Genomic DNA, 26825 nt, shown 5'->3' with positions numbered 1-26825 from the left:
AGTTTTAGTTTATAAGTACATTATTATTGAGAAAACTAAATATTATTAAGCATATTTTAAAACTACTATTTAAGTAAAACCTTTAACTAACTCTTAAATATAAAAAAATCCTACTATTTCTAGTAGGATTTACTTTTATAGGCAATGTATAAATATCCTTTTTCACTAAAGTATACATTAATGTTAATTAACTATTGATTCTATTTGCTTCCAATTTTCCATATCTTCATTTGTTTGAATAACTCCTTTTGTACTTCTTCCATCTAGAATTATTATTTTAAGCGCTGCTTTTAATTCAACTGCTTTATCTGGATTTTGACTAATTAAATTTGTTGTTTCTTCAATGTCTACTTTTAAATTGAATAATTGCATTGTAGGTAAATCTAAATTTTTCTTTTTTATCTCTTGAGGTTTTGGGTAGCTCCATCCTCCAGAACCCTGAGTTATGCACAATTTCCAATCTCCGTGTCTAATTGCAAAAGAACCATTAATAGAATGGTGAACCGTGTATTCCCTAATATCATTAGAGTTTTCATTCATTATTAAAGGTAACATACTATAACTATCTTCTGCTTCGGTTTCTTTAATTTGGTATCCTGTAACATCTGCACAAGTTGCAAAAAAATCAGTTGTACAAATTGTTTTACTAGAGCTAAAATTTTTCAACACTTTTTTAGGCCACTCAACAATTAATGGAACATGATGCCCGCCTTCATAAATATCAGCTTTCATACCTCTAAAAACATAGCTAGGATTGTGTTTTACTTTTGCAAGTTCTTCAAAATTAGCTTTAGGAGAACATCCATTATCACTGGTAAATACCAAGAGCGTATTTTCTGAAACACCTTGATTTTTAAGTGTTTCTCTAATTTGCCCCACAACATCATCTACTTGCATTACAAAATCGCCATACTCATTGGTATTACTTTTTCCTAAAAATTCTTTTGAAGGTAAAATAGGCGTGTGTGGAGCTGGTAAAGGAAAATAAAGAAAGAAAGGTTTATCTCCTTTCGATTTTTCTTCAATATAATTTATAGCTTTATCTGTTAAATCTTGTAGTACTGTTTCGTGAACAAAATCTTCTGAAGTTGGACCTTTTCTCCAAAAACCTTTTGAATCATTATTTACAGTATTTTTTTTTGGTTCCATGGTTGGAAAATCATTTTCTACAAACACATAAGGAGGCATATCTAAAGAACCACAAAAACCAAATGAATAATCGAAACCATGTGTAGATGGTCCGTTTTTAACTGGTATTTTATAATTTACTTTTTGTATTACATGTAGTTTGTTTATATCTGTATTTTCACCTTCTTCAAAAGACCAATCCCAACCCAAATGCCATTTTCCAATAAAAGCTGTGGTATACCCTTGTGTTTTTAATATATCTGCAACTGTAGTACGATTTGGTGTAATTAACGATTTTGAATAACCGCCAAGTACTCCGCTTTTTAAACTACTACGCCAATTATAACGCCCAGTTAAAATTCCATATCTAGTTGGTGTACAAACAGCAGATGAAGTATGTGCATCGGTAAACATAACTCCATTGGCAGCCATATTATCTATGTTTGGTGTAGGTATTTTTCCATTTGGATTAAAACTTTTTATATCACCATAACCTAAATCATCAGCTAGAATATAAATAATATTTGGATTTTCTTGTTCTTTTACTTCCGCTTCTTTTTGTAATGAACAGCTGCTAATAAGAAAAGAAAAAGATAATAAAACAATTAGTTGTTGAGTGATTTTTCTCATTATATTAAATTTTATTTATATAAACTTTTGTTTAAAGGTGATACTCAATTTTTTTCATTTAATATTATCTCAATAACAGGAATTTCAATATTTGGTTTAACTACTGGAAGCCTTAGATTAACATCCTGTTCAGCTAACTCTTCTTTTCCCCAAGCTCCATGCCGTGTAGCAATTTGTATTTCAGACATATCATGTAAAAACTGGGCATATTTTATTTTACCTTTCATGCCTTTAAGTGTAAAATTTTGTAATGGATAATCCAGTAAATGAATATAAAGTCTATTTGTTTTTGAGTTATACGTTAATAATGAATTATCAGGAACTTCAAATTCCTCTGGAGCTTGGGTGCAACCATAAATTGATTTTCCATTGTATTTCATCCAATCTCCCATTTGTAATAAAGCACTTTCTGCTCGATAATCAATTTCACCTCTTCCGGTTGGACCAACATTTAGTAAAACATTACCTCCTTTACTTACAGACTCTATTAATAATACTAATAATTGCTTATTATCTTTCCAAGTTAATTCATCTCTATAATAGCCCCAAGATCCACTAAAAGTTTGACAAGTTTCCCATGGTATTTTTTCTCCGTTGTAGGTAGGCCACTCATTTACTTTAAACTGTTCTGGTGTTGTAAAATCCCATCCTCCCGCATATTCTTTTAAATCTAAACGATCATTAACAATAATTTCTGGTTGTAGTTTTCGGATTAGTTTCATAAGTTCAACAGAGCCCCAATCTTCTCTTCCTTTACCATGCTTACCTGATATTGAATAATCCAACCAAAGCATATCAACTTTACCGTAATTAGTTAAAATTTCAGTTACTTGATTTCTTAAATATTCGCGATAAATAGTCATATCACGATTTTTATTTAATTCTTTATATTCTTTGTCTGTATTTGGAGCTAATGGATGTACTCTATCAATAGTATATTGTGGATGATGCCAATCAATAATTGAATAATAAAACCCTATTTTAAGTCCTTCTGCTCTAAATGCATCAACCCATTCTTTAAGGGCATCTTTTCCATAAGGTGTATTTGTAACTTTATATTCTGTGTATTTAGAATCGAATAAAGTAAAACCTTCATGATGTTTTGTGGTAATAACAGCATATTTCATTCCAGCTGCTTTTGCTAATTTGGCCCATTCTTGTGGATTGTATAAATCTGGATTAAAATTATCAAAGTATTTTTGATATACATCATCAGAGATTTTTTCTCGTTTTTTAACCCATTCATGTCTTCCAGCTAAAGAATATGTTCCCCAATGTACAAACATTCCAAAACGATCATTTGTCCACCAAGCTAAACGCTCTGTCTTCTCTTTTTTTGTTTCATTCCATATCTTTTTTTGCTGTGCATTTGAGGTTAAAAAGGCAAAAAGTAGTATAGATATTATAATAGTTTTGTTCATTGTATTTTGAATTATAGTAATTTTTTTCAAGAAAAATCTATAGACTTTCTTTTAAAAGAGATTCCCAACCTTTTGAATTTATTTCTTTTCCAACTTCACGCAAAACTTTTACATCTTCAGGATGCATTTCTCCGCTTGGAAGAGGCCCTGTGTTTAATAATAAATTAGCTGGATATTCATTCGCTTTTTTAAGCATCTCAATTACCTCTTCTTTGGATTTGTGATTGCCATCTTCTGAAGAAAGATATCCCCAACCTTTTCGCTGCAGATGGTCACAAATTTCTAAAGGTTTTTCTATTTTTTGTCCTTTTTTATATTTGTGTTCAGGAGCAAGAAAATCTTCAGTACCTAACATTCCTTGTTTATAAGAAACTAATACTTGTGGTTGTTTACTATGAATTAAATCATATAACTCCTGACACTTAAAAAGTGACCGATCTCCTGATGCCGGCGTTGCAAAACCATCCAACCAAATCCCCGCTATGTTTTCATAATTTTCGAGCAATTCATTCACTTGGTTCGACATAAAATCTAGATAAATATTTAAGTCGTGTTCTTCTCCATATTTATAAAAAGGTTCTTTAGTCTCATAATCAGGGCGAGCAGCTCCTTTCCATTTATCGTTATTTGGTGCATGAGGGTGACGCCAATCTCGTCCATGTGAATAATACAAGAAGAGTGCAATACCTTTCTTATTGCATTGTTCAGAAAGTTCGGCAACTAAATCTCTTTTTGCAGGAGAATTCATGCTATTGAAATCTGTAAATTTTGTATCCCACAGACAAAAACTATCATGATGACGCGTGGTTAAATTTATGTATTTCATACCTGCTTCTAGTGCAAGATCTGTAATGAAATCTGCATCAAATTTTTCGGCAGTGAATTTATCTTTTAGTTTAGCATATTCAGCTACATGAATTTTTTCATTGCGCATAACCCACTCGTGTCTTCCTAAAAGAGAATATAACCCATAATGAATAAACATTCCGTAGCGAGCATCTTTAAACCACTCAGTGGCTGCCTTTCGTGGGTTTTGGCTATATAAATCTTTGTAATCTGTTAAGTACGGAGGAATGGATTTATCAGTAATATTTGAACATCCTGTATATAACATAGCTCCAGCGCTTGCCAATAATGATAAAGTTATAAAATTTCTTCTATCCATAAGTTTTCCTATTTTTTATTACTTTTATAAATCTTTTTAGTTCAAATACTCTCTATATTGTAATGATATTTACTAAATATTTTTATTGTGCTTTCGTTAAAAAATTATTAATCTACTTGATCCCATAATCTATATGGATCGTTATTTTCTATCATTTGTTCCAATAATAATTTTTCCATTTCAGCTAACTTCTCAGCATATATGGGATTATTAGCTAAATTGGTTTCCATTTCACCAGTTTTCTTATGTTCTTGTAAATATTCATTCGGGTTTTTAGCAAGGTTAAAAAGTTGAGTTTTTCTAATTGTACCTTCCATAAGGTCATATTTTATTAGTTTCCAATCACCTTTAACTACACTGCGCATTCCTGGTTTAGACCCTCCACAATAAACTCCATACATTACATCCCTCATTATACTTCTCTTACCTTCTAATAAAGGTTTAAAACTAACTCCTTGTACTGTTTTAGGAATATCAATACCTGCTAAATCACAAACTGTTGGTAAAATATCTAATAAATAAACATTTCCTTTAACACGTTGTCCTGCTTTTATTTTTGGCCCTTTAACAATAAAAGGTACTCGAGAAGTATGTTCGTATAAATTTTGTTTTCCCATGAGTCCATGTCGTCCAATTGCTATTCCGTGATCCGAAGTATAAATAATATAAGTATTATCTAATTCGTTCATTTCTTCAAGCTTTTTAAGAACTTTACCTATTTGAATATCTATATTTTCATCACAAGCATATTCGCGCCCCAATTCATTTCTAACAGTTTGTTCATCTCTATTCTTCCAAACTCCAATTACACGTTCTTCATCCCTTAAATTTTTATGACCATGAAAGAATGGGTGTGCAGAAAGGTAATTATCTTGTAATTCTGGTTGTTTTGAGTTTTTTGGAGGAAGACTGCTAGGGTCAGTATGATTGGTAGCTCCATATTTTGCTAGTAGTTCAGGAGTTCCATTACGCTCATCATGTGGATGAGAAAAACCAAAATATATGAAAAAAGGATTTACTTCTTTACTTTCCTCTCGGTTTTCTAAATAATTAAGCACTTGTTTAGAATGCCAGGCACTACCTGTTTCTTCAGTACCTCCTCGTTTAACTGCATCGTGAATTACTGAAAATTGATTATTTGCTGCTGCATATGAATTTCCCTTTTTACATGTCCGCATGGTTTTGTATCCATCTCTATTAAATACGGCTCCTATAGTTTGAAGTTGAAGGCTATCGGGACAATTTATGTTTTTATTATAACCTGCACTGCGCGGCAAATTCCAAACGGTACGTCCAGACATTATCATGTGACGTGATGGTGTGCAAACAGCACCATTCATTGCCCCCATATTACGTGCACTATCGAAAACGATTCCTTCCTTTGCAAGTTTATCTATATTTGGTGTTTCTAATATCGATTTTGCATCATAAGTTTTTAAGTCAAAAGGAGATTGATCATCAACTAATATAAACAGAAAATTTGGTCGTTTTTTGTTCACAGTTTCATTCAATATTTTTTTCTCTTGTGCATTTGATGATAAATACACTATGCACAGTAAACTAGTTAAAATTATTCTCTTCATTATTTATTTAAAATATTATTATTTTTTAAACTTTTATCTAATTTTTAATTTAATCTTACTTTTCACCTCTTTTTTTTACTGCTAATGCCCTTGTTTTTAAAGGGAATTCGTTATTTTCAGTTCTAACATTTTTTAATAAACCGAGTATTTCTTTTAATTTTTCAGGTTCTTTTAAAGCTAGATTTTCAGATTCTCCAATATCATTTGAAAGATTATACAATTCGGGCTTACCTTCTAGTTTCCAAACCAATTTCCAATCACCTTTTCTAATTGCTTGAATTGGTCCTTCACGCTCATTAAACTCCCAATATAGGTAGTCGTGTTTTTTTTGTTTTTCTGTATTGCCCATTAATTCAGGGACTAAAGAAATTCCATTAATATCATTATTTGAAGGTTCAATACCTGCTAATTCACAAGCTGTAGGTAAAAAATCCCAAAAAGCTGAAATATGTTCACTTTTAGACCCAGGAGCAATTTTACCTGGAAATTTAACAATAAATGGAATACGAATTCCTCCTTCATACAAATCCCTTTTTCCTCCTTTTAATTTTCCGTTACTGTTAAAAAACCGATCTTTCGATTCATATTCAGGACCATTATCACTTGTAAAAACAACAATCGTATTTTCTTCAATTCCTAATTCTTTCAACTTTTCAAATAGTTTACCTAAATCTCTATCCATACGAGAAACCATACCAGCATACGTGGCGTTTCCTTCATCATCATTTTTATAATGCCCATTCGTATTCATTTTACGCTTAGGCCACCCCAGGTTTTGATAAGGTTTTTTGGAATCTTCAGGAACCGTTAGCTCCAAATGTGGAATAGTAAGCGCTAAATACAGAAAAAAAGAGTTGTTTTTTTCTTTTTCAATATAGCTCAATGCTTCATTTACAAATATATCGTGTGTGTATTTTCCTTGTTTCAATGAAAAGTTATTTTCCTTTAAAATATAAGGATCATTATTACGGTATAAAGTATCCCAATAATAGTGATGCGCATCACTATGTTTCTTATATCCTAAGAAATAATCAAAACCGTGGTTAGAAGGCATATTATCTTTAGTATTACCTTCTGAAAGTCCCCATTTCCCAATAATAGCTGTTTTATATCCGGCTTTTTTAAGTTCATTTGCAACAGTTAGTTCATTTGGTTTAAGGTTAACAGGGGTTCCGCTTTTGGTCCAAACAGGGTTTCCTCTAACACTTGCATGTCCTTGGTCATAACCAGTTAATAAACTAGCACGCGAAGGCATACATACTGTTGATCCGGAATAATGATTGGTGAAAATCATTCCTTCTGATGCCATTTTATCTATATTTGGTGTTTTAATTTTGGTTTGACCATAACAACCTAGATCCCCATAACCTAAATCATCTGCCATAATAAAAATGATATTTGGTTTCTGCTTTGTATTAACAGCTTTTGAAACTTCATTTTGTTTGCTTTTACAACTAAAACCTAGAGCCATTAATATAACTGTTAATAGTGGTATGTATAATTTAACTTTCATATTTAAAAAAATGATAAATAGAATTGGATACTAACTTTATAGATATAAAATTAGTGTTTTATTAAGTTAAAAATTTCTCACATGGGGGTTCAAAATGTTGCTTAAAATGTAAAAAACCTAGTTTTATTCATGTTTAGATGAAATATAGGATGGTTTTTATATAAAAAATTGAATTGACTTTTATTTATTGAAGTAATGAGAAAGCTTTTCAACCATTTTTTGCTATTTCTTCGTTTTGCATTAAAGTAGAACATTATTTTCACAAAATAAGATTAAAAATCTTAGTCTTCAGCTTCAAAATTTCGCCAACTATTATTAAAAATATTTTGCGTTATAGAATAGTTGAAAAATATAATAATTACAAAAAGTGCAAATATTGTTTTTTTTATAATTTTAATTTAAATGATGTTTCTAAATACTCTTTAGAAGATGTCCCAGCCATAACGGCATAATCTCCAGCCTCTAAAGTTTTTTCCATTTTAACACCTGTAAACTCTAACATTTTTGGAGTAATTTTAAATGTTACTATTTTACTTTCACCAGGAGTTAATTCAATTTTATCAAACGCTTTTAGTTCTTTATCTGGTCTTGTAACTGAGCCTATTATATCTTTAATATACATTTGTACAACTTCTTTAGCTTTCATTTTTCCAGAATTTGTAACCGTTACACTCACTTCAATTTCTGAATTTGGTGTTATTTCTGAATTTGAAACTTTAATATCTGAATATTTAAAATCAGCATAACTTAATCCATAACCAAATGGGTAAATTGGACCATTTTCAATAAATAAATATCCTTTTTTGTAGTTAATTTCTTTCATACTATAATGGAAAGGTAATTGCCCAATAGATCTTGGTATTGTAACAGGTGATTTTCCAGAAGGAGAAACTTCACCAAAAATAATTTTTGCTGTAGATTCATCTCCAAACTCACTTAAATCCCAAGTATCCAAAATAGCATCTGCTTCTTTTGCTATAGTATTTATTGCTAATGTTCTTCTATGTTTTAAAACTACAATTACTGGTTTCCCTAAAGCTTTCACTTTTTCTATCAATTCGTCTTGTGGCCCAAGAGGCTCAATAGAAGTTCTGTCTCCTAAAGTACCTTCAAAGTATGCTTCTTTTGAAGTGTACTTATCTCCTCCTAAAAATAAAATATTTACATCATTACCTTTTGCAATGTTTACCAAATTTGAAATTGATTTTGGGTCTCTTTTTAAAAGTTTTGGTATTGCACTATCTCCATTTGTTAAACTAAAACCTTTTTCTGCAACAAATTTTATATTATTACCTACAACAGACTGAAACATGGTTTTCGTATTTTCTTTAACTAAAGGTCCTAAAAGTCCAATTTTTATGGATTTATTTCTATTTAAAGGAAGTGTATTCTCTTCATTTTTTAATAGAATGATAGATTCTAAGTCTGATTCTTTAGCCAAATCTAATGAAGATTGAGAACGAACACCTTTTTCAACTTCTGAAATATCAATATATGGATTGTCAAATAAACCTAATATAAATTTTGTTCTTAAAACACGTCTTACAGATCTGTCTATAAACTTTCTTAGTTCAGGATTTTTTTCAACCATTTCAGGTAAATAAGCGTATGCATCTTCTGCGTATAAATCAATATCTACACCTGCTTCTAATGCTATTTGTGCAGCAGCTTCAGGAGTTTCTGCTACTTTCATAAAATAATGTAAACGACCAATATCATTTGCATCGGAAACTACATAACCTTTAAAATTCCAATCATCACGAAGCACTCCCGTTAATAATGCTGGATTTCCATGACTTGCAATTCCGTTTAAATCTCCGTGAGAAGCCATAATACCTAAAGTTTTTGCTTCTTTTACTGCGGCTTCAAAAGGCGGGTATATTTCATCAATTAATGTTCTTGGTGAAATTTCTATAGCAGCAAAATTAGAACCTCCTAATACTTGTCCGTATCCTGCAAAATGCTTTGTAACTGCACCAATATGAGTACCATTCCCTAAACCCTTATAATTTCCTTGAACACCAATAACAGCATTTTTAATCATTTGTGTTGTTAAATATGTATCCTCTCCAAATGCTTCGCTCATTCTCCCAAAACGAGGATCACGCACTATATCTGCTTCAGGAGAATGACACATATGCATTCCTCTTAACCTTGCTTCACGGCCTACAACATCCCAAATACGATTTACTAAACTTGGGTTAAATGATGCTGCAGATGTCATAGGTCTACCAAACTTTGTAGCATCGTCTGCATCTACTCCATTATAAGATTCAGTTACAAACAAAGCGGGAATCCCCAAACGATTCTGTTCAATAATAAATTTCTGAAGCTTATTATTAAATTTTGCTGAATTAACAGCACTTAAATATTCTCCAGGATTTTTGATACCTGCAATACCTAACTTTAATTTCTTTAAAACATTTTTAGAGAGTTTTAGATTCCCTTCTTTATCTGACCTTACTCCAATACCTGCATGAAAAATTCGCATTTGAGCTACTTTTTCTTCCAAAGACATTAAAGGCAATAAGGCTTCTACCCTTTCATCAATTGATAAAGATGCGTTTTTATAGTCTTTTGAACTAGATAGTGATTGACCATAAGTATTCCATAGAAAAGTGAGTGCGACTAATAATAAAATGGATATTTTCTTCATTACTAATAATATTAATTTAGGTTATTTTTTTAGAAATTTTGTTGGAGTTGTTAACTCAATTGTATTTTTGATTTTTTATTTCTACTTATTCAAACAGATTATTCGTTAAGCTTTCTTATTTTTTTTGTGGTGTTAGCTGATCATATGTTAATACATGTTTTTCTAAAATTTCACCATGTTCATCAATTAGCCTAAAAGTAACCTCAGGCTTATCTATTTTGGTGTTAAAGATAAACTCACCAAAAGCAATAACATCGGTCCCTGCATAGCCAAAAAGTTGATTTGTTGTGTCTTTTGCCATAGCTTCTGGTCCAGGAACGCCACCTAATGTTCCTGCTTCAAATTCATACAACGTATATCCTGATGGTCTAGGAATGTTGAATGCCCGTGTACCGTGCCGATCTCCACTAATTAATAATACACCTGAAATATTTTCTACTTCAATAAGGTTAAATATTTCTTCTCTTGCCAAGGTATCCCACGTGCCCCAAGAATCTTTTCCATTGGATATATCGTCACTCCACATAGTTCCACTTGAAATAATCTTAAAAGGAGCTGTAGAGTTTTTTAAAGTTTCTTTTAACCAGTTTTGTTGTTCCATACCTAAATAACAACCATATTGTCCTCGTGCTTCAACATTTCGACACGAACGGGTATCCAACATTATCACCTCAACAAGTCCTATTTGAGTACTAAAATATATACCTTCTCCCTTATATTTAGGATTATTCCAATTCTGATACCACATAGCTCGAAGTGCATCAACATCATCAGTAGTAAAACGTTCAGGAGTTCCGCTAAGATCGTTGTTTAAATAATCGTGATCGTCCCAAGCAGTGTATAATGGTATATTGGCAGAAAGATATCTCCAAGGTTTAGACATATCCCGTAAAAGATAATCTGATCTGTGCATGTTAATCTTGTTTTCTCTATCATCAACAGCTATATCTCCCAATAATAACATTACTTTAGGATCTCTTTTTATAATTTGAGTTACTAAATTTGGATTATGTAAACCAACTTTATGAAAGTCTGACCCAAAGGCTAGTTTAAATAAACCTTTTTCTTCAGAGGTTGGAGCTGTTGTAAATTTCCCTTCTGCAATCTTAAGTTTATTTTCATAAATTTCATATTTATAATCAGAATTAGCTGCTAATCCATCCAATACAATTCGTTGTTCCACTCCTGGATCAATATTTTTCTTATAATAAATTTTTTCAATGTTGTTATCCAAATTTATTGCTTTAACTGTTAATGGTGCTGTTGAGGATTTTCGCAACCAAATGGTTACCTTATCTTGTTTTAAATTTCCTAGCATAGGCCCGCCTATTAAAGCCATATTATGCTTTTTTGCAGATGCTAAAATTTTTATATTAGTAAAATTAGCATCTCTATTTTCAGAAAAAATAAATCGAGATTCCATATAAAACTGTCTAATGTTTTCTGGTAAAAGCCCGTAGCTGTCGAGTAGCATAGTGTCAATAGCTAAATCTCCTTTATGAGCTTCTTTAAGGGTAACCTTATTGCGAACAGAAACAGTATTGGTGTTTTGACTAAAGCCATTGTTATTAATAAATAGTATTACAAAAACAAAGCATAATTTATTAAGTATATTTATATTTTTCATTAGTTTAATTATGAGTTAATGTTTTAAAAAAATTTGACAAATAATTAATGGTTACATCCTCAAAAAAAATGAAGAACACTCCTTATTTAAAAATAATTTCATCAATAAAAAGACCTTTGTTCTCAAGTGTTTCTAATTTTATAGTATTTGCTCCACGGTTTATTTGAATTGGCACTTTTACTTTACTCCAAAAACTACCCCAATTATCTGTATTTGATAAGAAAAGCTTCTCTTTTATAACTTTATCATTTACAATAACTTTTATAAAAGTACCAGAAGCATCTTTAATTTTTGAACTATATCTAATATATAAATCTACTTCACCAGCTCCTCCATCATTTTCTTGATACCAAGCTACAGACGCCCCCGCTTTTTTATCTAAACTTACATAACCTTTACCTTTAAAGTTTTTACCATTCGTTAAAACTCTTCCTTTGGTTATTGTAGCTTCTTCAGCTTGTTCTCCTATTTGGTTATTATTTCCCGTATTTTTGTTCCAAGTGAATCCTTCTTTCTTGCCAAATTTTTCTTCTAAAATTTGAACTGAATTACCATCAACAACTATTAATGCTTTTACTGTAGTTTCTGGAGCAATTTCAAAACTTGATTTATATCGTTTGGAGTTAAGTGTTGGAACATCACCATTAGTAGTGTAAAAAATTTCAATTTTAGGATTAATTTTAGTACCTCTTAGATTAATAATTTTTGTATCTATACTTACTTTATTAGAAGTAACTTGTTTTTTCTCGCCTAGAATACAACTTGCTAAAAGATTAATAGCGCCCGATTCATCTGAAGATTCTATGTAAGCACGTGTTAATCCATAAAAGGCTTTTCTATGATTTGGGCCAACATGTTGTTCAACATCTACTGGGCTTCCATTATCTAATGCTTTAATTTTTCCAGCACCAATTACATTAAAATAAGTTCTATTTTCTCCATAAGGGTAAAACTCATCTGTATCATCTGTTGTTGTAACCCTAACCTGAACAATATCGTTTTTAGTCTCTTCTAAAGGTTCTCCATCAATAGATAATTTAATTTTTGAAGGTGCATTAGCTGTTCTTATTATTTCTTCAGAAACAACTTTACTATTTTTATAACCTACAGCTTTTAAAGTTCCAGGCTGCCATTTAACTAACCATTGACATTGCATTTTATCCCAAGCTTTAGCTGGTTTCATTTTCCCTAAGGATGTGTCATTAAAAAATAGTTCAACTTCATCACAATTAGAATAAACCCAAACTGGAATTTCTGTACCTAGATCAACTTTTGGGTGTGTCCAATGTGGTAAAATGTGAACCATTGGCTTCGTTGTCCATTGACTTTGGTATAAGAAATACAAATCTTTTTCAAAATTTGCTAAATCTATAGCACCTCCCATAAACGCCTTAAATGGCCAACCCCCATGCACATAACTAGCTTCACCAATATAATCATAACCTGTCCAACGGAACGAACCTGCATAGGCTGGAATATCGCGAAGTTGAGCAATATTTAATCGTGATGACACACGTACAGTTGCATTATCATAACTTGAATTAAAAATTTGCTTTCTATTCTTTCTATCAAGTTCTTCAATCCAATCATGTTTAAATACCTCTTTTTCTGTTAGATCCGGTATAGCATAAGGTCTTTGGTTTTTATTTGGAAAACCATCTCTAAACCAGGTCTTAGTTCTATAATAACCTCTTACCTGCCATGTATGTGTATTTTCAGTTCCAATAAAAACCTTTCCTTTTTGATTCTTTTCTAAATTTTCTAAATAACCTTTCTTTTCACTACTTCCATTTACTCCTAAAACATTCATATATTCTGAACCTGAATGACCTGAAGTTACTGGACGCGTAGGATCTAAATTATTACAAGCTTCCACCAAATTTTTACCAATAGCACCTCCTGTTTCATTACCAACACTATAAATAACTATAGAAGGATGGTTCCTATCTCGTTTTATCCAATCTGTTAAATCTTGTTTCCACCAATCATCAAAGAAATGTGCTCCATAATCGTTTGTAGCTTTTTTCTTCCAACCATCAAAAATTTCATCCATTACTAACATTCCAAGTTCATCACAAATGTCATAAAAGATTGGAGTTTGCGGATTATGAGCAGTTCTAATTGCATTCACACCCATGTTTTTTAATTGTTGAATTCTAAAACGAAGTATTTTATCTGGAACTGCCGCTCCTAAAGCTCCTGCATCTTGATGATTACAAACTCCTTGAAGTTTAATATTTTCTCCATTTAACCACATTCCTGATTCGGCAATCCACTTAATATCACGAACACCAAATTTGGTTTCAACAATATCTACTATTTCCTTATTTATTTTTAATTCACTTTTTAAAGTGTATAAATAAGGAGAATTAGTTGACCAAAGTTTAGGATCATTCAATGTTAAATTTGTTTTAACTATTAAATCTTCACTAGACATTAAATTATTTTCGGCAGTTGCTACTATTTTCCCATTTTTATCTATAACAGATGTGATTAGAACTCCTTTTTTTGCTTGTTCATCTATACTTGTTAAATCTGTATCAACAAAAATATTGTTCTCTTCTGTTCTAACAAAAATACCATCTCTAGAAATATGATTTTTATTCTTTACATTTATCCATGTATGTGCATAAATACCGCTTCCTGTATACCAACGTGCCGATGGTTGTTTGTCATTATCTACACGTACGGCAAATGTTATTTTCTTTGAATTTTGTACTATTTCACTAATATCATAAGAAAATGAGATCCATCCATAAGGTCTGTTTCCTAATTTTTTACCATTTGCCCAAACAGTACTATTCATAAATACACCATCAAAAGCAATTTCTACATATTGTCCTTTCCACGATTCTGGAACTGAAATAGTTTTTCTATACCATCCAAATCCAGCCGGTAAATAACCACATTGACCAGCCATAGGGTTGTTTTCATTATACTCACCTTCTATACTCCAATCATGTGGCAAATTTAACGTTCTCCAAGATGTATCGTTAAACTCAATTTGTTCAGCTCCATCAACATCTTTTTGAATAAATTTCCAATTTGAATTAAAACTAGATTTCTGATTCCTTTTAATTTGATCTGATTTAGAATTGCATCCACTAAGGATTAAACAGATTACAAAAAATAAGATAAAGTTTGTTTTTTGCATTATTTTATAACTTTTAATAGTAATACGCTTAATTATAATAATCAATTACTTTATGTTTAAATTATTTACTTAAAATTGAATATACCTAATGATTTCCCTTTACTGAATTGATTTATATCCCAAACTCACCTAAGTATAAAACAGAAAGAATTCTCTGCTAACAGACAGAGAATTCTTCAATCAAACTAACTTAAAATAATTAAACTCAACTTAATTAATATCATTATTTTATTGGTGTAATTTTATATGAATATTTTAAATTTTCAGGTTTAACTCTAAACTGTTCATGAGCTCTTGCTTTTAAACTCCAACTATTATCACCTCCAACTCCGGTTTGCATATAATCTATATTAATATTAATAAAATCTCTTTTTTTAATATCGGTAGTATGGCGTTGTTGTTTAGTTTCTCCGGCATCAAAATCACTATTATATTGGTGATGTGCACTAAAGCTAATTAATGGATTTCCTTCAATTTTAATTCCTTTCCCTTCAGTATTGGTAAATTCAATATAACGTACATCTGTTCTATTTCCATTTTCCTGAGGACGAATATACGGGAAGTATAAATCCTCAACAGAAGCTTTATATAACCCAACTAATGCCGCTGTATTTCTATCGTTATAATTTTCTTGAGGACCTCTACCAAACCACGTAACAGATTGGTATTGATTATTTATAATAAAATTATTACCAAATCTCGGCAAAATTGGAAGTTCTGAACTTATATTTTTTAACTGATTACTAACTGAAATTTCTCCGTTATTTTTAATAGCATAACTCACAATAATTTGACCATTAACTGATGGTAAATTAAATAAAGTTTGAATTTCAATTGTATTAAATACTTTTGGTTCTTCAGTTAATTCTATTTTTTTTGAATTATTTAATAAATTAACTTCAACTAGAGATTGCTTATCCGAAGCCTGCTTCCAAACTTTTAATAATTCAGGAGATTTAGCTCCAAAATCATTATCTGTAGTTGCTCTCCAGAAATTTGGAGTAACTCCTTTAACCAATAAATTTCCATTACCATAATCTAATGAACTCATTAAACCTGTTTTTGTATTAAATTTTAGTTCAAAATTATTATTTGAAATAGTTGCAATATTATCTTTAGAAATAACAGTTATTTCTTCTGTTGTTTCACTATTTGAAACAGGTAAACTCTTATTTGTTAGTTGAAACTGTTCAAAAGCTACAATATGTCCAACTGGCATTAAATCAGTTTCTTTTTTGTTTAATGCATACACATTTAAATGATATTCAGCTGAAGAATTACTTAATTTAGGAAGTTTTATTTTTACAGTTTTGGTTTTATAAGACTCAATATCAAGTACTGGAATTGTTCCTTCTGATACTTCAACTCCGTTTTCTAAAAGTTTCCAAGTAAAATCAAATTCTTTTAAATTGATAAAATCATAAATATTTTTAATTGAAATTTCTCCTTTTTTAGCATTTACATTTTTAAATTTAATGTATTGATATACTTTTTTCACTTCATACAAAGCAGGATGTGCTGTTCTATCTGGATTTACAATTCCGTTTAAACAGAAATTTTTATCATTTTGTAAATCTTGAGCTCCTAAATCTCCGCCATACGCCCAAAACTCTTCACCAGCTTCATTTTTGGTTAGCATTCCTTGGTCTACCCAATCCCAAATAAATCCACCTTGCATAATATCATACTCCTCTATTACATCCCAATATTGCTGTAAATTACCAACACTATTCCCCATTGCATGTGCATATTCACATTGAATTAATGGACGAGTAGGATTATTTTCAGCATATTTTTTCATTTTTTCAATAGTCCAATACATTGGTGCTTGAATGTCTGTATTACTGTATTGTGTAGCTCCTTCATATTGTGTTGGACGCGTAGTATCATTTTCTTTTAACCAATTGTAAGTTGCAACAAAATTAGCTCCGTTCCCAGCTTCATTTCCTAAAGACCAAGTTACAATAGAAGGGTAGTTTTTATCACGTTCAAACATTCTAACTGTTCTATCCAAATGCATTTCTTTCCACTCAGGTAAATATGCTGGATGAATAGCTTTCGCTTTTTCATCGTTATCTAAACCTTGATTTGTTGTTCCCATTCCATGGGTTTCAATATTTGCTTCATCAACTACATAAAACCCATATTTATCACACAATCTATAAAAATGTGGATTTTTAGGATAATGACTACAACGAATAGCATTTAAGTTGTTTTGTTTCATCACCTCTAAATCTAACATTGTTAATTCTTCTGAAATAACATGTCCTTCAGTATCGCTATGGTCATGAAGATTTGCTCCTTTTAACAAAACAGCTTTTCCATTTACTAAAAACTGATTGTTTTTAATTTGAATGTTTCTAAAACCAACTTTTATAGCCGTTGACTCGCCATTCACGCTAATTAAAAGTGTATACAAATTAGGTGTTTCTGCATTCCACGTTTTTACATTTGAAATGTTTTTATTAAAGACAATAGTATTTCTACCTTGTTGTAAATTTACTTTTTTGGTTGCCGCATAAATTTCTTTACTACCATCCAATAACCGAACTTTCACGTCTTTTTCAATAGTGTTGCTTGTATTATTATCAACTTTTAAATCTACTTTAAAAACGCCTTCGGTAAAATTATTTATTAAATCAGAGGTTACTCTAAAATCTCTTAACGTTATTTTATCACTTGCATAAACATAAACATCTCGTTCAATACCACTCAATCTCCAAAAATCTTGATCTTCCATATAACTGGCATCAGACCAACGTAATACTTGAACTGCAACAGTATTTTTTCCTTTTTTAACAAAATCTGTTATTTTAAATTCTGCGGCTGTTTTACTACCTTCATTATAACCAACTTTTTCTCCATTTATCCAAATATACATAGCACCACTTACGCCTTCAAAATGAAGGTAAATATTTTTTCCATCCCAATTTTCAGAAATTTCAAAATCTCTTTTATAACTACCTACATTATTAATATTATGAGGTATAAAAGGAGGATTTGCTGGAAACATATAAGTTCTATTTGTATACACTGGAATTCCAAATCCTTTCATTTCCCAATTTGATGGAACTTCAATGTTATCCCATGCAGATATATCAAAATCGTTTTTATAAAAATCTACCGGTCTCGCTTGCACGCTATCTGCATAATAAAAATTCCAAGTTCCATTTAATGATTGGTACAATGAAGAATTTTCCCAGTTTTCATTTTCTAATGCTGCATCTTCTTTATTATATTTATAAAATGAAGCAGTAGGTTCTTCTCTATTTATTTGAAAAACTTCTGGATTTTCCCATTCTGGATTTTCCCATTTCTCGGCAACATAACTCGGTCGTTCTATTTTATTCTCACACGAAGAAAATAAAACAGTGATTAATATTAGGTAATAAAACTTTTGCATAATACTCTATTTTTGATTTAATATTTTTTTAATTTTTCCAATTATCAGTTCTAAATGATGATGCTGGTTTATCAGTTCCCCATATAGAAACTAAGGTGTTTTGTTGTAACACCATATTATTATTGAAGAATGATGGTAACTTAACTTGCGAAAAACACAACGTTGAATAAACAAACGCTAAAAGGAATATTATTTTTGTTATTTTTCTCATATAATTGAAAGTTAATATTGTTAATTAACTATTTATAAAACTTACTTTATTGTAAATACAAATCTAGAAATTGATCTTTTTGGTAATGTTATTGAAAATACATTTGAATTATCTCCAATTGGATTAATTAAATGAGTATCACCCTCATTAGATAATACATTAGACCATTGTTTACAATATACTTTTTCTTCAATTATTCCTCCATCTAGTTTAAAAGTATAATTTTCAAAACTATTAGAAGAACTCATATTAATTGCGTAAACCGTAATAGATTTATCTTCAATAAATGCTCTTGTTTGTAATTTACCTAGCTCAGTAATATCCTCTCCATCTACATCTGTAATTTTTATTGGTCGGGACCCTAATAAAGGAACAGAAGCCGCTCTCATTAAATTACTTCGTAAAGAGTTATCTGTTCCATAACCCCACCACATAAAACCAGACATACCCACATCTATTTGATCCCAAAGACTTACCATTCCTGCTTCAGCTTCGTCCAAATCATTTACATCAGATTTAGCATTCCAGTGAGGTTCCGTAGACCAAAATGGACGGTTTCCTATTAAGGCTAAATCATTTAACAATTTGGTTTTAGGTCTCCATTCTGGATAATAATGTGTTCCATAAACATCCATTTTATCTCCCCAATTATTATCCATCAAGGTTTTTACCCAATTTCTTTTATTTGGCCCATAATCATCGTAACCTAATAAAAGAGGCATTTCAAAACCTCGAGTTAAAGCTATATTTCTTAAAAAATCAATTGTTTCAGAATATTTTTCTGGAGTAATATTTCCTTCATTGTAAATAAATTCATTATCAATTCCTAAATAATCAATTTGTATATTTTCAGAATTCATAAACTCAATAAAATCAGCTAACAGAATAGCATATTTCTCTGGAACTATACCATTATCATCTTTTACCCAATCTGGAAAAGAATCTGCTCCGTCCAATTTTTTACTAGCAAAAACTTTAAATTCTTTAGTTCCTCTGGCCTCTTTTGCAAAATTTATTGAGTTAATAATACCTTCATAATAGGAATCAATTATAACTCCTTCATTAGGATGAGCCGGCTTATTAATATTACCAAAAATGGGTATTCTAATTCCGTTTAAATCATCAATTCCAAAAATTTCTTTTGCTTGAGAAGCAGATGTAACAGCTTTATTACCAAATTTCACATCGTAATAAAACACATTTATTAACTGACCTGGTTCATTAAAAGTAATAACGCTATTTATTGTTGTTATAATTGTTTCTTCTTGCTCAAATTCAGATTCTTCATTTAATAATTCATCCTTATTTCCGCCGCATGACAATAACAATAATAAAGATATTGTGATAAATAAATTATTCTTAAACTGCATTGATATTAAATTTATAATCACAATATTCTTTTATTAATCTGCTACAAAAGTACTTTGACTAAATGTAAAAACATCTGAAGGAGTTCTCGCTTCTTTTAAAATAAGCTCCATTTCTTTAACTATTTCGGGATGTTTACTTGCAATATTATTTGTTTCCCCTTCATCTTTTGAAAGATCATATAATTCTATAGGAGCATTTGGATGTTTTAAAACATTGTACTTAACGGCTTTCCAATTCCCTTTTCTAACTGCTTGTCTTCCTCCTTTTTCGTGAAATTCCCAATATAAATATTCGTGTTGTTTTTGTTCTTCAGGTTTATTTAACAATGTTGGTAAAAATGAAATACCATCTAAATTATCTGGTACAGGTATTTCTGCTATTTCTGAAAATGTTGGAAACACATCCCAAAAAGCTGAAACTAAATCTGTTTTTGTTCCTGCTTTAATTTTTCCAGGCCATTTAACAATCATTGGAACACGAATACCTCCTTCGTATAAATCTCTTTTTGTTCCTTTAAAAGGTCCGCTACTCTTAAAATAATCTGGGTCTGCACCACCTTCAGTATGTGGGCCATTATCTGAGGCAAATACTAAAATTGTATTGTCTTCAATTCCCAGTTCTTTAACTTTTTTCATGATTTCTCCCACTTGAGTATCCATTACGTCAATCATAGCAGCAAAAGCGGCATGTGGTTCATCTTGAGACTCATAAAAACCAAGTCTGTAATCTGGCCCTCCATCAACTCCTTCATATTTTGTTTCAGGAAGGTATTTACCTTTGTATTTATTCATTATTGAATCTGGCGCAACTAATTCTGCATGAGGAATTATAGTTGGTACATACAAAAAGAATGTAGTGTCTTTATTTTTCTCTAAAAATTCAATAGCTTTTTCTTGAATTAAATTTGGAGCGTATTGCTCCTTTAGGTGTCCTTTGTTACCACTTAAAACAATAGAATCTCTATTAGACCATAAGTGAAAAGGATAATAATTATGCCCTAAACGTTGGCAATTATATCCGTAGAAAGTATCAAAACCTTGATATACAGGGTCTCCTTCGGAACCAGGGTAACCTAATCCCCATTTTCCAAATGCTCCTGTTACATAACCTCCTTTTTTAAGAGCTTCTGCCATAGTATAAGTATCTGCAGGTATTGGATATTGTCCTTCTGGTTGAATTTCTTTATTTCCTCTTACAGGCGTATGACCTGTATGCATTCCAGTTAATAACGCAGACCTTGATGGTGCGCATACAGTATTACCTGCATAATGTTGTGTAAAAACTAAACCTTCAGAGGCCAGTTTATCAATGTTTGGTGTTGTAAATTTTTCTTGCCCGTAGGAACTTAAATCTCCGTAACCTAAATCATCAGCAAGAATATAAATGATGTTAGGTTTGTTTGAACTCTTTTGTACTGTAATTAAATCTGTATCTTTTTCTTTCTTATTAGAACAAGAAACAACGCTAATTAAAAAACATAAAAAGGGTGTAAAAAGCAGTAATCTTTTCATAAATAGAATATTTTAAAAAAGCCAGAGTGCAATTAACATTTACACCCTGACTTTAAATTATTGGTATTTTAACGGTAACCGTTATTTGAAGGATCTGATGTTAATAAATTTTCATTTAGCAATATTTGCGCTTGTGGTATTGGAAGTAACACATGATACGGTTGAATATTTGCCGCTGGATTATTCCAATTTCTGTGAACTGTAGACTTAACTACGTCTAACAATATTCCCCATCTAATTAAATCCATTTTTCTGTGTCCTTCGGCAGCAAGTTCAAATTTTCTTTCAGAATACATAGCTTCTCTAAACTCAGTTTGAGACATTCCACTCCAAGGTTGATCAGGATCAAAAGCTCTTTCACGAACTTTATTTACGTATGCATATGCATTTGCAGGTCCATTCATTTCATTTTCTGCCTCAGCAGCCATTAAATAAATATCTGCCAAACGGAAAACAATATAGTTTTCATGGTGATTTCCTCTTAGTGAGTTAACTTGATCTAAATTCCAGTTTTTTCTGTAATATGGGAATGCAAGTTGAAAACCTAAATATTCGGTTACAATAGAAGCGTCATAACGTAAATCTCCTTCTTGCCAATTGTTTCTGTCAGCTATTTCAGGTAAAGGTACAGACCAACCATACCCTTGCATATCTTCTTCTTGTTCTAACATTAAACTTTGAAAATATTCCCAACGTTTCATTTGTGTACCATTTGCTTTAAGAACTGGGTTTCCAAACTCGTCTACAGCATTACCATTTCTATTTGAAGGTTCATCTCTTATTCGAGGATTATAATCATCAGTTCTTGTTGTAGCAAGCTCATCTGCTTTAAAATCAATAATAAATATATGTTCGTTATTTATTGCATTTGTAGGATCTAATTGGTTAAAAACATCTGCATAATTATCTAATAAAGTGTGTGGTGAATTATTAATAATTTCATCACAAGCACTTTTAGCTAACGCCCATTCTTTGTCAAATAAATGAAACTTTGCTTTTAAAGCATATGCAGCCCATTTTGTTGCTCTTCCTAAATCTGAACCGCTGTATGATGATGGTAACAAAGATATAGCTCTTGTTAAATCATCTTTCATATCGGTTCTAATTAAATCTTTATCATATCTACCTAATTCTCCTGCTTCTATAGGATTTAACATTTCTCTAAAATAAGGAACATCTCCCCATAAATTTGTTAAATGGTAAAAAGCTAAGGCTCTTAAAAATAACAACTCTCCTACTGCTTGGTTTTTATTGGCTTCAGTTAGTTTTTCATTACCATCAATATTTGCCAAAAATTCAGTTGTTCCATTTACTACTTCATATAATTGAGCCCAGGTACCGTTTCCGTCGGCTACACCTTCTGCAATTAAATAATTGTGAATAGATCCGTTTACATTTCTATTTGGTCCAACTACATCAGCACCATGTGTATAATAATTATCTAATCCTCTTTGTCTATATAAATTATTATCATGGAATATTCTATAAATTCCGTTTACAGCTAATTCAGCCTCTTTGTCATTATTATAAAAGTTCTCAGGAGTAATTGCATCCCTCAAATCTTCTTCTAAATATTCATCACATGAAATTATAGCAAATAAACCTAATAATACTAGGACTACTTTATTTTTTAGTATGTTTTTCATTTTATTATTTTTTTAAAATTCCATTTTTAATCCTAATGTAACAGACTTTGCATACGGGTAAGTTCCACCAGCAAAACCTTGAGATACTGATCCAAAACCACTACCTGAGCTAAAATTATTTGTTTCTGGATCTCCTAATTTAAACTTAGAGATTAAAAATAAATTAGAACCTGTAACATAAACATTAAATGCACTGAAGGTATCATTCCATCCTAATTTCTCCAATGGAAGATTATAATTTAAAGTAGTAGTTTTTAATCTTAAAAATGAACCATCTTCAATATTAACAGTACTATTTGGATTAAATAAACTTGTAGAAGCTCCAGCTCTTGGAACATCTGAACTTTCATTAACTCCTTCTTGCCAACGATCTAAGACTCTTGAATCTAAATTCTTTTCACCTCTACCGTAATATGAAGTTTGAGTTCTTATATTAAATATATCACTTCCATATTGACCTTGAAAAAAGACATCTAAGGAAAGTCCTTTATATGTAAATGTATTTCTAAAACCTCCATAAAAATCTGGCTCAGGGCTACCAATTATAGTTGCGTCTTCATCATTCCAAGTAGGGTTATCATCTAAATTTTCAAATCTTGGACCACCAATAAATGACATTCCTTCTCTTCCATCTGCAGTTATTTCTTCTGCCGTTTTATAGGTACCTAAATAATTAAGACCAACAAATACAGGCATAGATTCACCAACAATCAGTCTTGCTGAAGTACCACCTTGATTACCCGTAGATTGCAAATCAATATAATCTCTACCATCTAATTCTATAACTTCACTTTTATTTGTTGAAATTGTTAATGTTGAATTCCACGAAAAATCTTTTTTCTCAATATTAATAGTGTTTAATGAAAACTCAAATCCACTATTTCTTACAGAACCTACATTTTGTAATTGAGTTCCACCACCCGCTTGAGCTGATAAAGCTTTAGCTAATAATAAATCTTCTGTAGTTTTGTTATAATAATCTGCTTCAAATGAAATTCTATCATCTAAAAGACTTACTTCAAAACCAAGGTCTAACTGTTTAGTAGTTTCCCACTTTAATCCATCACTTGGTACAGATCCTAATTGAACCGCATTTACAACATTATCATTAAAAATATTTATTGTGTTATTGTATGTTGCAATAGAGTTATAAGGGTTTACACCTTGTTCTCCAACAATACCGTAACTACCTCTAACTTTTAATTTATTAATAACATCAACATTTTCCATAAAACTTTCTTCAGTAACATTCCAAGCAGCACCTACTGAAGGGAAAAATGCATATTTATTTCCTTCTTCAAAAACTGAAGAACCATCATATCTACCAACTAATGTTAAAAGATATTTACTTTTATAACCATAATTTACCCTACTTAAAAATGAAGTTAAAGTTCTTTGGCTATATCCTGAATTAGCAAAATAAAGTTCTGCATCTCCTAAAGACAGGTTATTAAATGATACCGCATCATTAGGGAAACCATCAGCTTCTGAAACTGTACTTTCATTATTGTCTTTTTGCCAAGTAAATCCTCCTAATAATTTAACAGAATGATCATCTAAATCTAGATCATAAGTAAATGTATTTTCGTTCAAAACACTTTTAGCAAAGTTTGTTGCTACTTTACCATATCCTGTACCACCTTTACTAATTACTCTATCTGGTAAAGTTCCAGGAAGATAATCGTTGTATTTAGCATGTGTTAATTCAGCACCAATAGTTGATTTTAATTTAAAGTTTTCAAATAACTCATACTCAAAGTATGCATTAGAAACAAGTTTTGTTATTAAATCATGGTCAACTCTTAATTGAATATCCGCTTCAGGATTTCGCTCAGTTGCTGAACTTATTGGATTAATTCCTGTATAATTCCCATTTGCATCATACACAGTTCTTATTGGTAAAACTTGATCAACAATATTTGAATAATTTACTTTATTATTCTCTTTTTTATAATGAGTAGCATTTAACCGAATTCCCATTTTAAACTTGTCAGAAAGTTTTACATCAATATTAGTTCTAAAAGTAACTCTTTCTAAACCAGAACCTTTTAAAATCCCTTCTTGATCAAAATGATTTAAAGAAATATAATAATTTGAATTTTCTGAATTACCCATTACTGATAAATCAGTATTCATTACATGACCCGTTTGAGAAACAAGATCTAGCCAATCAGTTGTTTCAACAACTCCTGGCTCATCAAACAATAATGGTAAACTAGCATCTGTACCCCCAAATCCGTTATTTAAATTTGGATTAAATTGACCTGCTTCATTAATATAATTTACATAATCTTGTCCGTTTACAATATCAATTTCATTAGCTACTTCTTGAATACTGTTATAATGGTTTAAACTAATTTTTGGTTTTCCTTTTGAAACTTCAGTACCATTTTTAGTTGTAACTAAAATAACCCCTGAAGCACCTCTGGTTCCATAAATCGCCAATGCAGTAGCATCTTTTAAAACCTCAACAGATTTAATGTCGTTTACGTTTAAAGTGTTTAAGTTAAATCCAGTTCCAACAATAAATCCATCAACAACGTATAATGGGTTGTTATTTCCATTTATTGAACTTGTACCTCTAATTCTAATAGTTGAACCTGAACCAGGATCACCACTATTAGATGTTACTGAAACACCTGTTGCTCTACCTTGCAATGCTTGATCTAATCTTGCAACTGGTTGATTCTCTAAAACATCTGATTTCACAGAGGAAACTGAAGAAACCAAATCTTTTTTAGATGTAGTTCCGTACCCAATTACCACAATTTCATCTAATTGTTGTGAATCTCCTTTTAAGGTAACATTCAATACCTTTTGATTACCAATTAAAATATCTTGGATAACAAATCCAACATATGAAAATTGTAAAGTTTCTCCTTTAGAAACTTCAATAGAATAATTCCCGTTAAAATCGGAACTTGCTCCCCGATTTGTTCCTTTCACCAAAACGTTAACTCCTGGTAAAGGCTGGTTTGTGTTGTCTGTAACTGTTCCTGAAATGATTGTTTGTGCCTTTAAGGACATAAAACCACAACATAACAGTAATAAAATACTTAGTTTTAATTTCATACTACTTAATATTTATTTATAGTTTGGTTGCATCATTATAACAAATGATTAAAACAAATTTAGAAGATAAATAACAAGTAAGGTTCTCTAAAAAGGGGTACTTATGTTGCAAATTGCAATAATTAACAAATATTAAACCCTCTGCAACAATTTTACATCTATTAAAACATTCTAAATCTATATAATTACAGAAAATTTAATTTAACTATTAAAATACTTTTAATCTTTTACCATATCATTCAATAAAATAAAAACTAATGTTTTTATTTTATTATAATATTGTATATCTCTAGTATTTGAAAAGCATGAAAATCTTATTTAAATATAATTATGAGTTCTTTTTTTAAGGTATTTGTCTAATCTTAATATAGTTTAACACTTAACACAACTTATTTATGAAAATACAAGATTAAAATTAAAGAAAGCGAACACAAAAAGATTATAGTTTAAGTTTAAAACTTAAAATAATTGAAGAAATTGAACAAAGATTATTAAATATAGCAAGAGCGCCAGATAAATATGGAGTTGATAATAATGAAATTATTAAACTAATTATATTAATTGAAAAAAATATTAATTAGAACCTAAAAATAAATAATAATTTTAATTATAATAATTAATAAAAAAACTAATTTTGCTCTCGAAAAAAAAGTAAACAGCAATTAAAAAATTGAAATATTTTTATTTGTTGATTTTTTTTACACGAATTTTATAGATTAATAATTATCAATTTT

The 26825-nt window shown here is 30.5% G+C and carries 14 protein-coding genes; all 14 read right to left on the bottom strand.

What is annotated here, in order from left to right; genetic code table 11:
- Positions 1-183 precede the first annotated feature (183 nt).
- The 14 genes from DAD81_RS16555 to DAD81_RS16490 all read right to left on the bottom strand — a co-directional run bounded on the left by DAD81_RS16555 (position 184) and on the right by DAD81_RS16490 (position 26091).
- The gene (locus tag DAD81_RS16555; protein ID WP_111709422.1) at positions 184-1758 is read right to left on the bottom strand and encodes a sulfatase family protein; all 1575 of its coding nucleotides are present in this window, start codon (positions 1756-1758) and stop codon (positions 184-186) included.
- 44 nt (positions 1759-1802) lie between these two features.
- On the bottom strand, positions 1803-3179 hold the full coding sequence (locus DAD81_RS16550) for an alpha-L-fucosidase (protein WP_111709572.1): 1377 nt from the start codon (positions 3177-3179) through the stop codon (positions 1803-1805).
- A 37-nt stretch (positions 3180-3216) separates the two neighbouring features.
- Entirely contained in the window at positions 3217-4344 is a 1128-nt protein-coding gene (locus DAD81_RS16545) for an alpha-L-fucosidase (protein WP_111709421.1), read from the bottom strand.
- Positions 4345-4451: 107 nt separating this feature from the next.
- Positions 4452-5927, bottom strand: a complete 1476-nt coding sequence (locus tag DAD81_RS16540; RefSeq protein WP_111709420.1) for a sulfatase-like hydrolase/transferase — start codon at positions 5925-5927, stop codon at positions 4452-4454.
- A 55-nt stretch (positions 5928-5982) separates the two neighbouring features.
- A complete protein-coding gene (locus tag DAD81_RS16535) occupies positions 5983-7440 on the bottom strand; it encodes an arylsulfatase (protein WP_218939726.1) in 1458 nt (485 codons plus the stop codon).
- A gap of 385 nt (positions 7441-7825) precedes the next feature.
- Positions 7826-10096, bottom strand: a complete 2271-nt coding sequence (locus DAD81_RS16530; RefSeq protein ID WP_111709419.1) for a glycoside hydrolase family 3 N-terminal domain-containing protein — start codon at positions 10094-10096, stop codon at positions 7826-7828.
- 115 nt (positions 10097-10211) lie between these two features.
- A complete protein-coding gene (locus DAD81_RS16525; protein ID WP_218939725.1) occupies positions 10212-11723 on the bottom strand; it encodes an alkaline phosphatase D family protein in 1512 nt (503 codons plus the stop codon).
- A gap of 82 nt (positions 11724-11805) precedes the next feature.
- The gene (locus DAD81_RS16520; RefSeq protein ID WP_111709569.1) at positions 11806-14877 is read right to left on the bottom strand and encodes a glycoside hydrolase family 2 TIM barrel-domain containing protein; all 3072 of its coding nucleotides are present in this window, start codon (positions 14875-14877) and stop codon (positions 11806-11808) included.
- A gap of 223 nt (positions 14878-15100) precedes the next feature.
- The gene (locus DAD81_RS16515) at positions 15101-18280 is read right to left on the bottom strand and encodes a glycoside hydrolase family 2 TIM barrel-domain containing protein (RefSeq protein WP_111709418.1); all 3180 of its coding nucleotides are present in this window, start codon (positions 18278-18280) and stop codon (positions 15101-15103) included.
- 28 nt (positions 18281-18308) lie between these two features.
- A complete protein-coding gene (locus DAD81_RS16510) occupies positions 18309-18491 on the bottom strand; it encodes a hypothetical protein (protein ID WP_111709417.1) in 183 nt (60 codons plus the stop codon).
- Positions 18492-18532: 41 nt separating this feature from the next.
- Complete coding sequence (locus DAD81_RS16505; RefSeq protein ID WP_157961166.1) at positions 18533-19861, bottom strand: hypothetical protein; 1329 nt, start codon at positions 19859-19861, stop codon at positions 18533-18535.
- Between the two features lie 33 nt (positions 19862-19894).
- Complete coding sequence (locus DAD81_RS16500) at positions 19895-21373, bottom strand: arylsulfatase (RefSeq protein ID WP_111709415.1); 1479 nt, start codon at positions 21371-21373, stop codon at positions 19895-19897.
- Positions 21374-21441: 68 nt separating this feature from the next.
- On the bottom strand, positions 21442-23019 hold the full coding sequence (locus DAD81_RS16495; RefSeq protein WP_111709414.1) for a RagB/SusD family nutrient uptake outer membrane protein: 1578 nt from the start codon (positions 23017-23019) through the stop codon (positions 21442-21444).
- 12 nt (positions 23020-23031) lie between these two features.
- The gene (locus DAD81_RS16490; RefSeq protein WP_111709413.1) at positions 23032-26091 is read right to left on the bottom strand and encodes a SusC/RagA family TonB-linked outer membrane protein; all 3060 of its coding nucleotides are present in this window, start codon (positions 26089-26091) and stop codon (positions 23032-23034) included.
- Positions 26092-26825 lie beyond the last annotated feature (734 nt).

It is taken from the genome of Lutibacter citreus, assembly GCF_003260195.1.
Taxonomy (GTDB): Bacteria; Bacteroidota; Bacteroidia; order Flavobacteriales; family Flavobacteriaceae; genus Lutibacter; species Lutibacter citreus.
This window is presented reverse-complemented; position numbering and strand designations above follow the sequence as displayed.

Coding starts and splice junctions, on each gene's coding strand:
- DAD81_RS16530 (WP_111709419.1), bottom strand. CDS start 10,096: ATGAAGAAAATATCCATTTTATTATTAGTCGCACTCACTTTTCTATGG.
- DAD81_RS16525 (WP_218939725.1), bottom strand. CDS start 11,723: ATGAAAAATATAAATATACTTAATAAATTATGCTTTGTTTTTGTAATA.
- DAD81_RS16545 (WP_111709421.1), bottom strand. CDS start 4,344: ATGGATAGAAGAAATTTTATAACTTTATCATTATTGGCAAGCGCTGGA.
- DAD81_RS16550 (WP_111709572.1), bottom strand. CDS start 3,179: ATGAACAAAACTATTATAATATCTATACTACTTTTTGCCTTTTTAACC.
- DAD81_RS16540 (WP_111709420.1), bottom strand. CDS start 5,927: ATGAAGAGAATAATTTTAACTAGTTTACTGTGCATAGTGTATTTATCA.
- DAD81_RS16555 (WP_111709422.1), bottom strand. CDS start 1,758: ATGAGAAAAATCACTCAACAACTAATTGTTTTATTATCTTTTTCTTTT.
- DAD81_RS16535 (WP_218939726.1), bottom strand. CDS start 7,440: ATGAAAGTTAAATTATACATACCACTATTAACAGTTATATTAATGGCT.
- DAD81_RS16495 (WP_111709414.1), bottom strand. CDS start 23,019: ATGAAAAACATACTAAAAAATAAAGTAGTCCTAGTATTATTAGGTTTA.
- DAD81_RS16520 (WP_111709569.1), bottom strand. CDS start 14,877: ATGCAAAAAACAAACTTTATCTTATTTTTTGTAATCTGTTTAATCCTT.
- DAD81_RS16500 (WP_111709415.1), bottom strand. CDS start 21,373: ATGAAAAGATTACTGCTTTTTACACCCTTTTTATGTTTTTTAATTAGC.
- DAD81_RS16510 (WP_111709417.1), bottom strand. CDS start 18,491: ATGAGAAAAATAACAAAAATAATATTCCTTTTAGCGTTTGTTTATTCA.
- DAD81_RS16490 (WP_111709413.1), bottom strand. CDS start 26,091: ATGAAATTAAAACTAAGTATTTTATTACTGTTATGTTGTGGTTTTATG.
- DAD81_RS16505 (WP_157961166.1), bottom strand. CDS start 19,861: ATGCAGTTTAAGAATAATTTATTTATCACAATATCTTTATTATTGTTA.
- DAD81_RS16515 (WP_111709418.1), bottom strand. CDS start 18,280: ATGCAAAAGTTTTATTACCTAATATTAATCACTGTTTTATTTTCTTCG.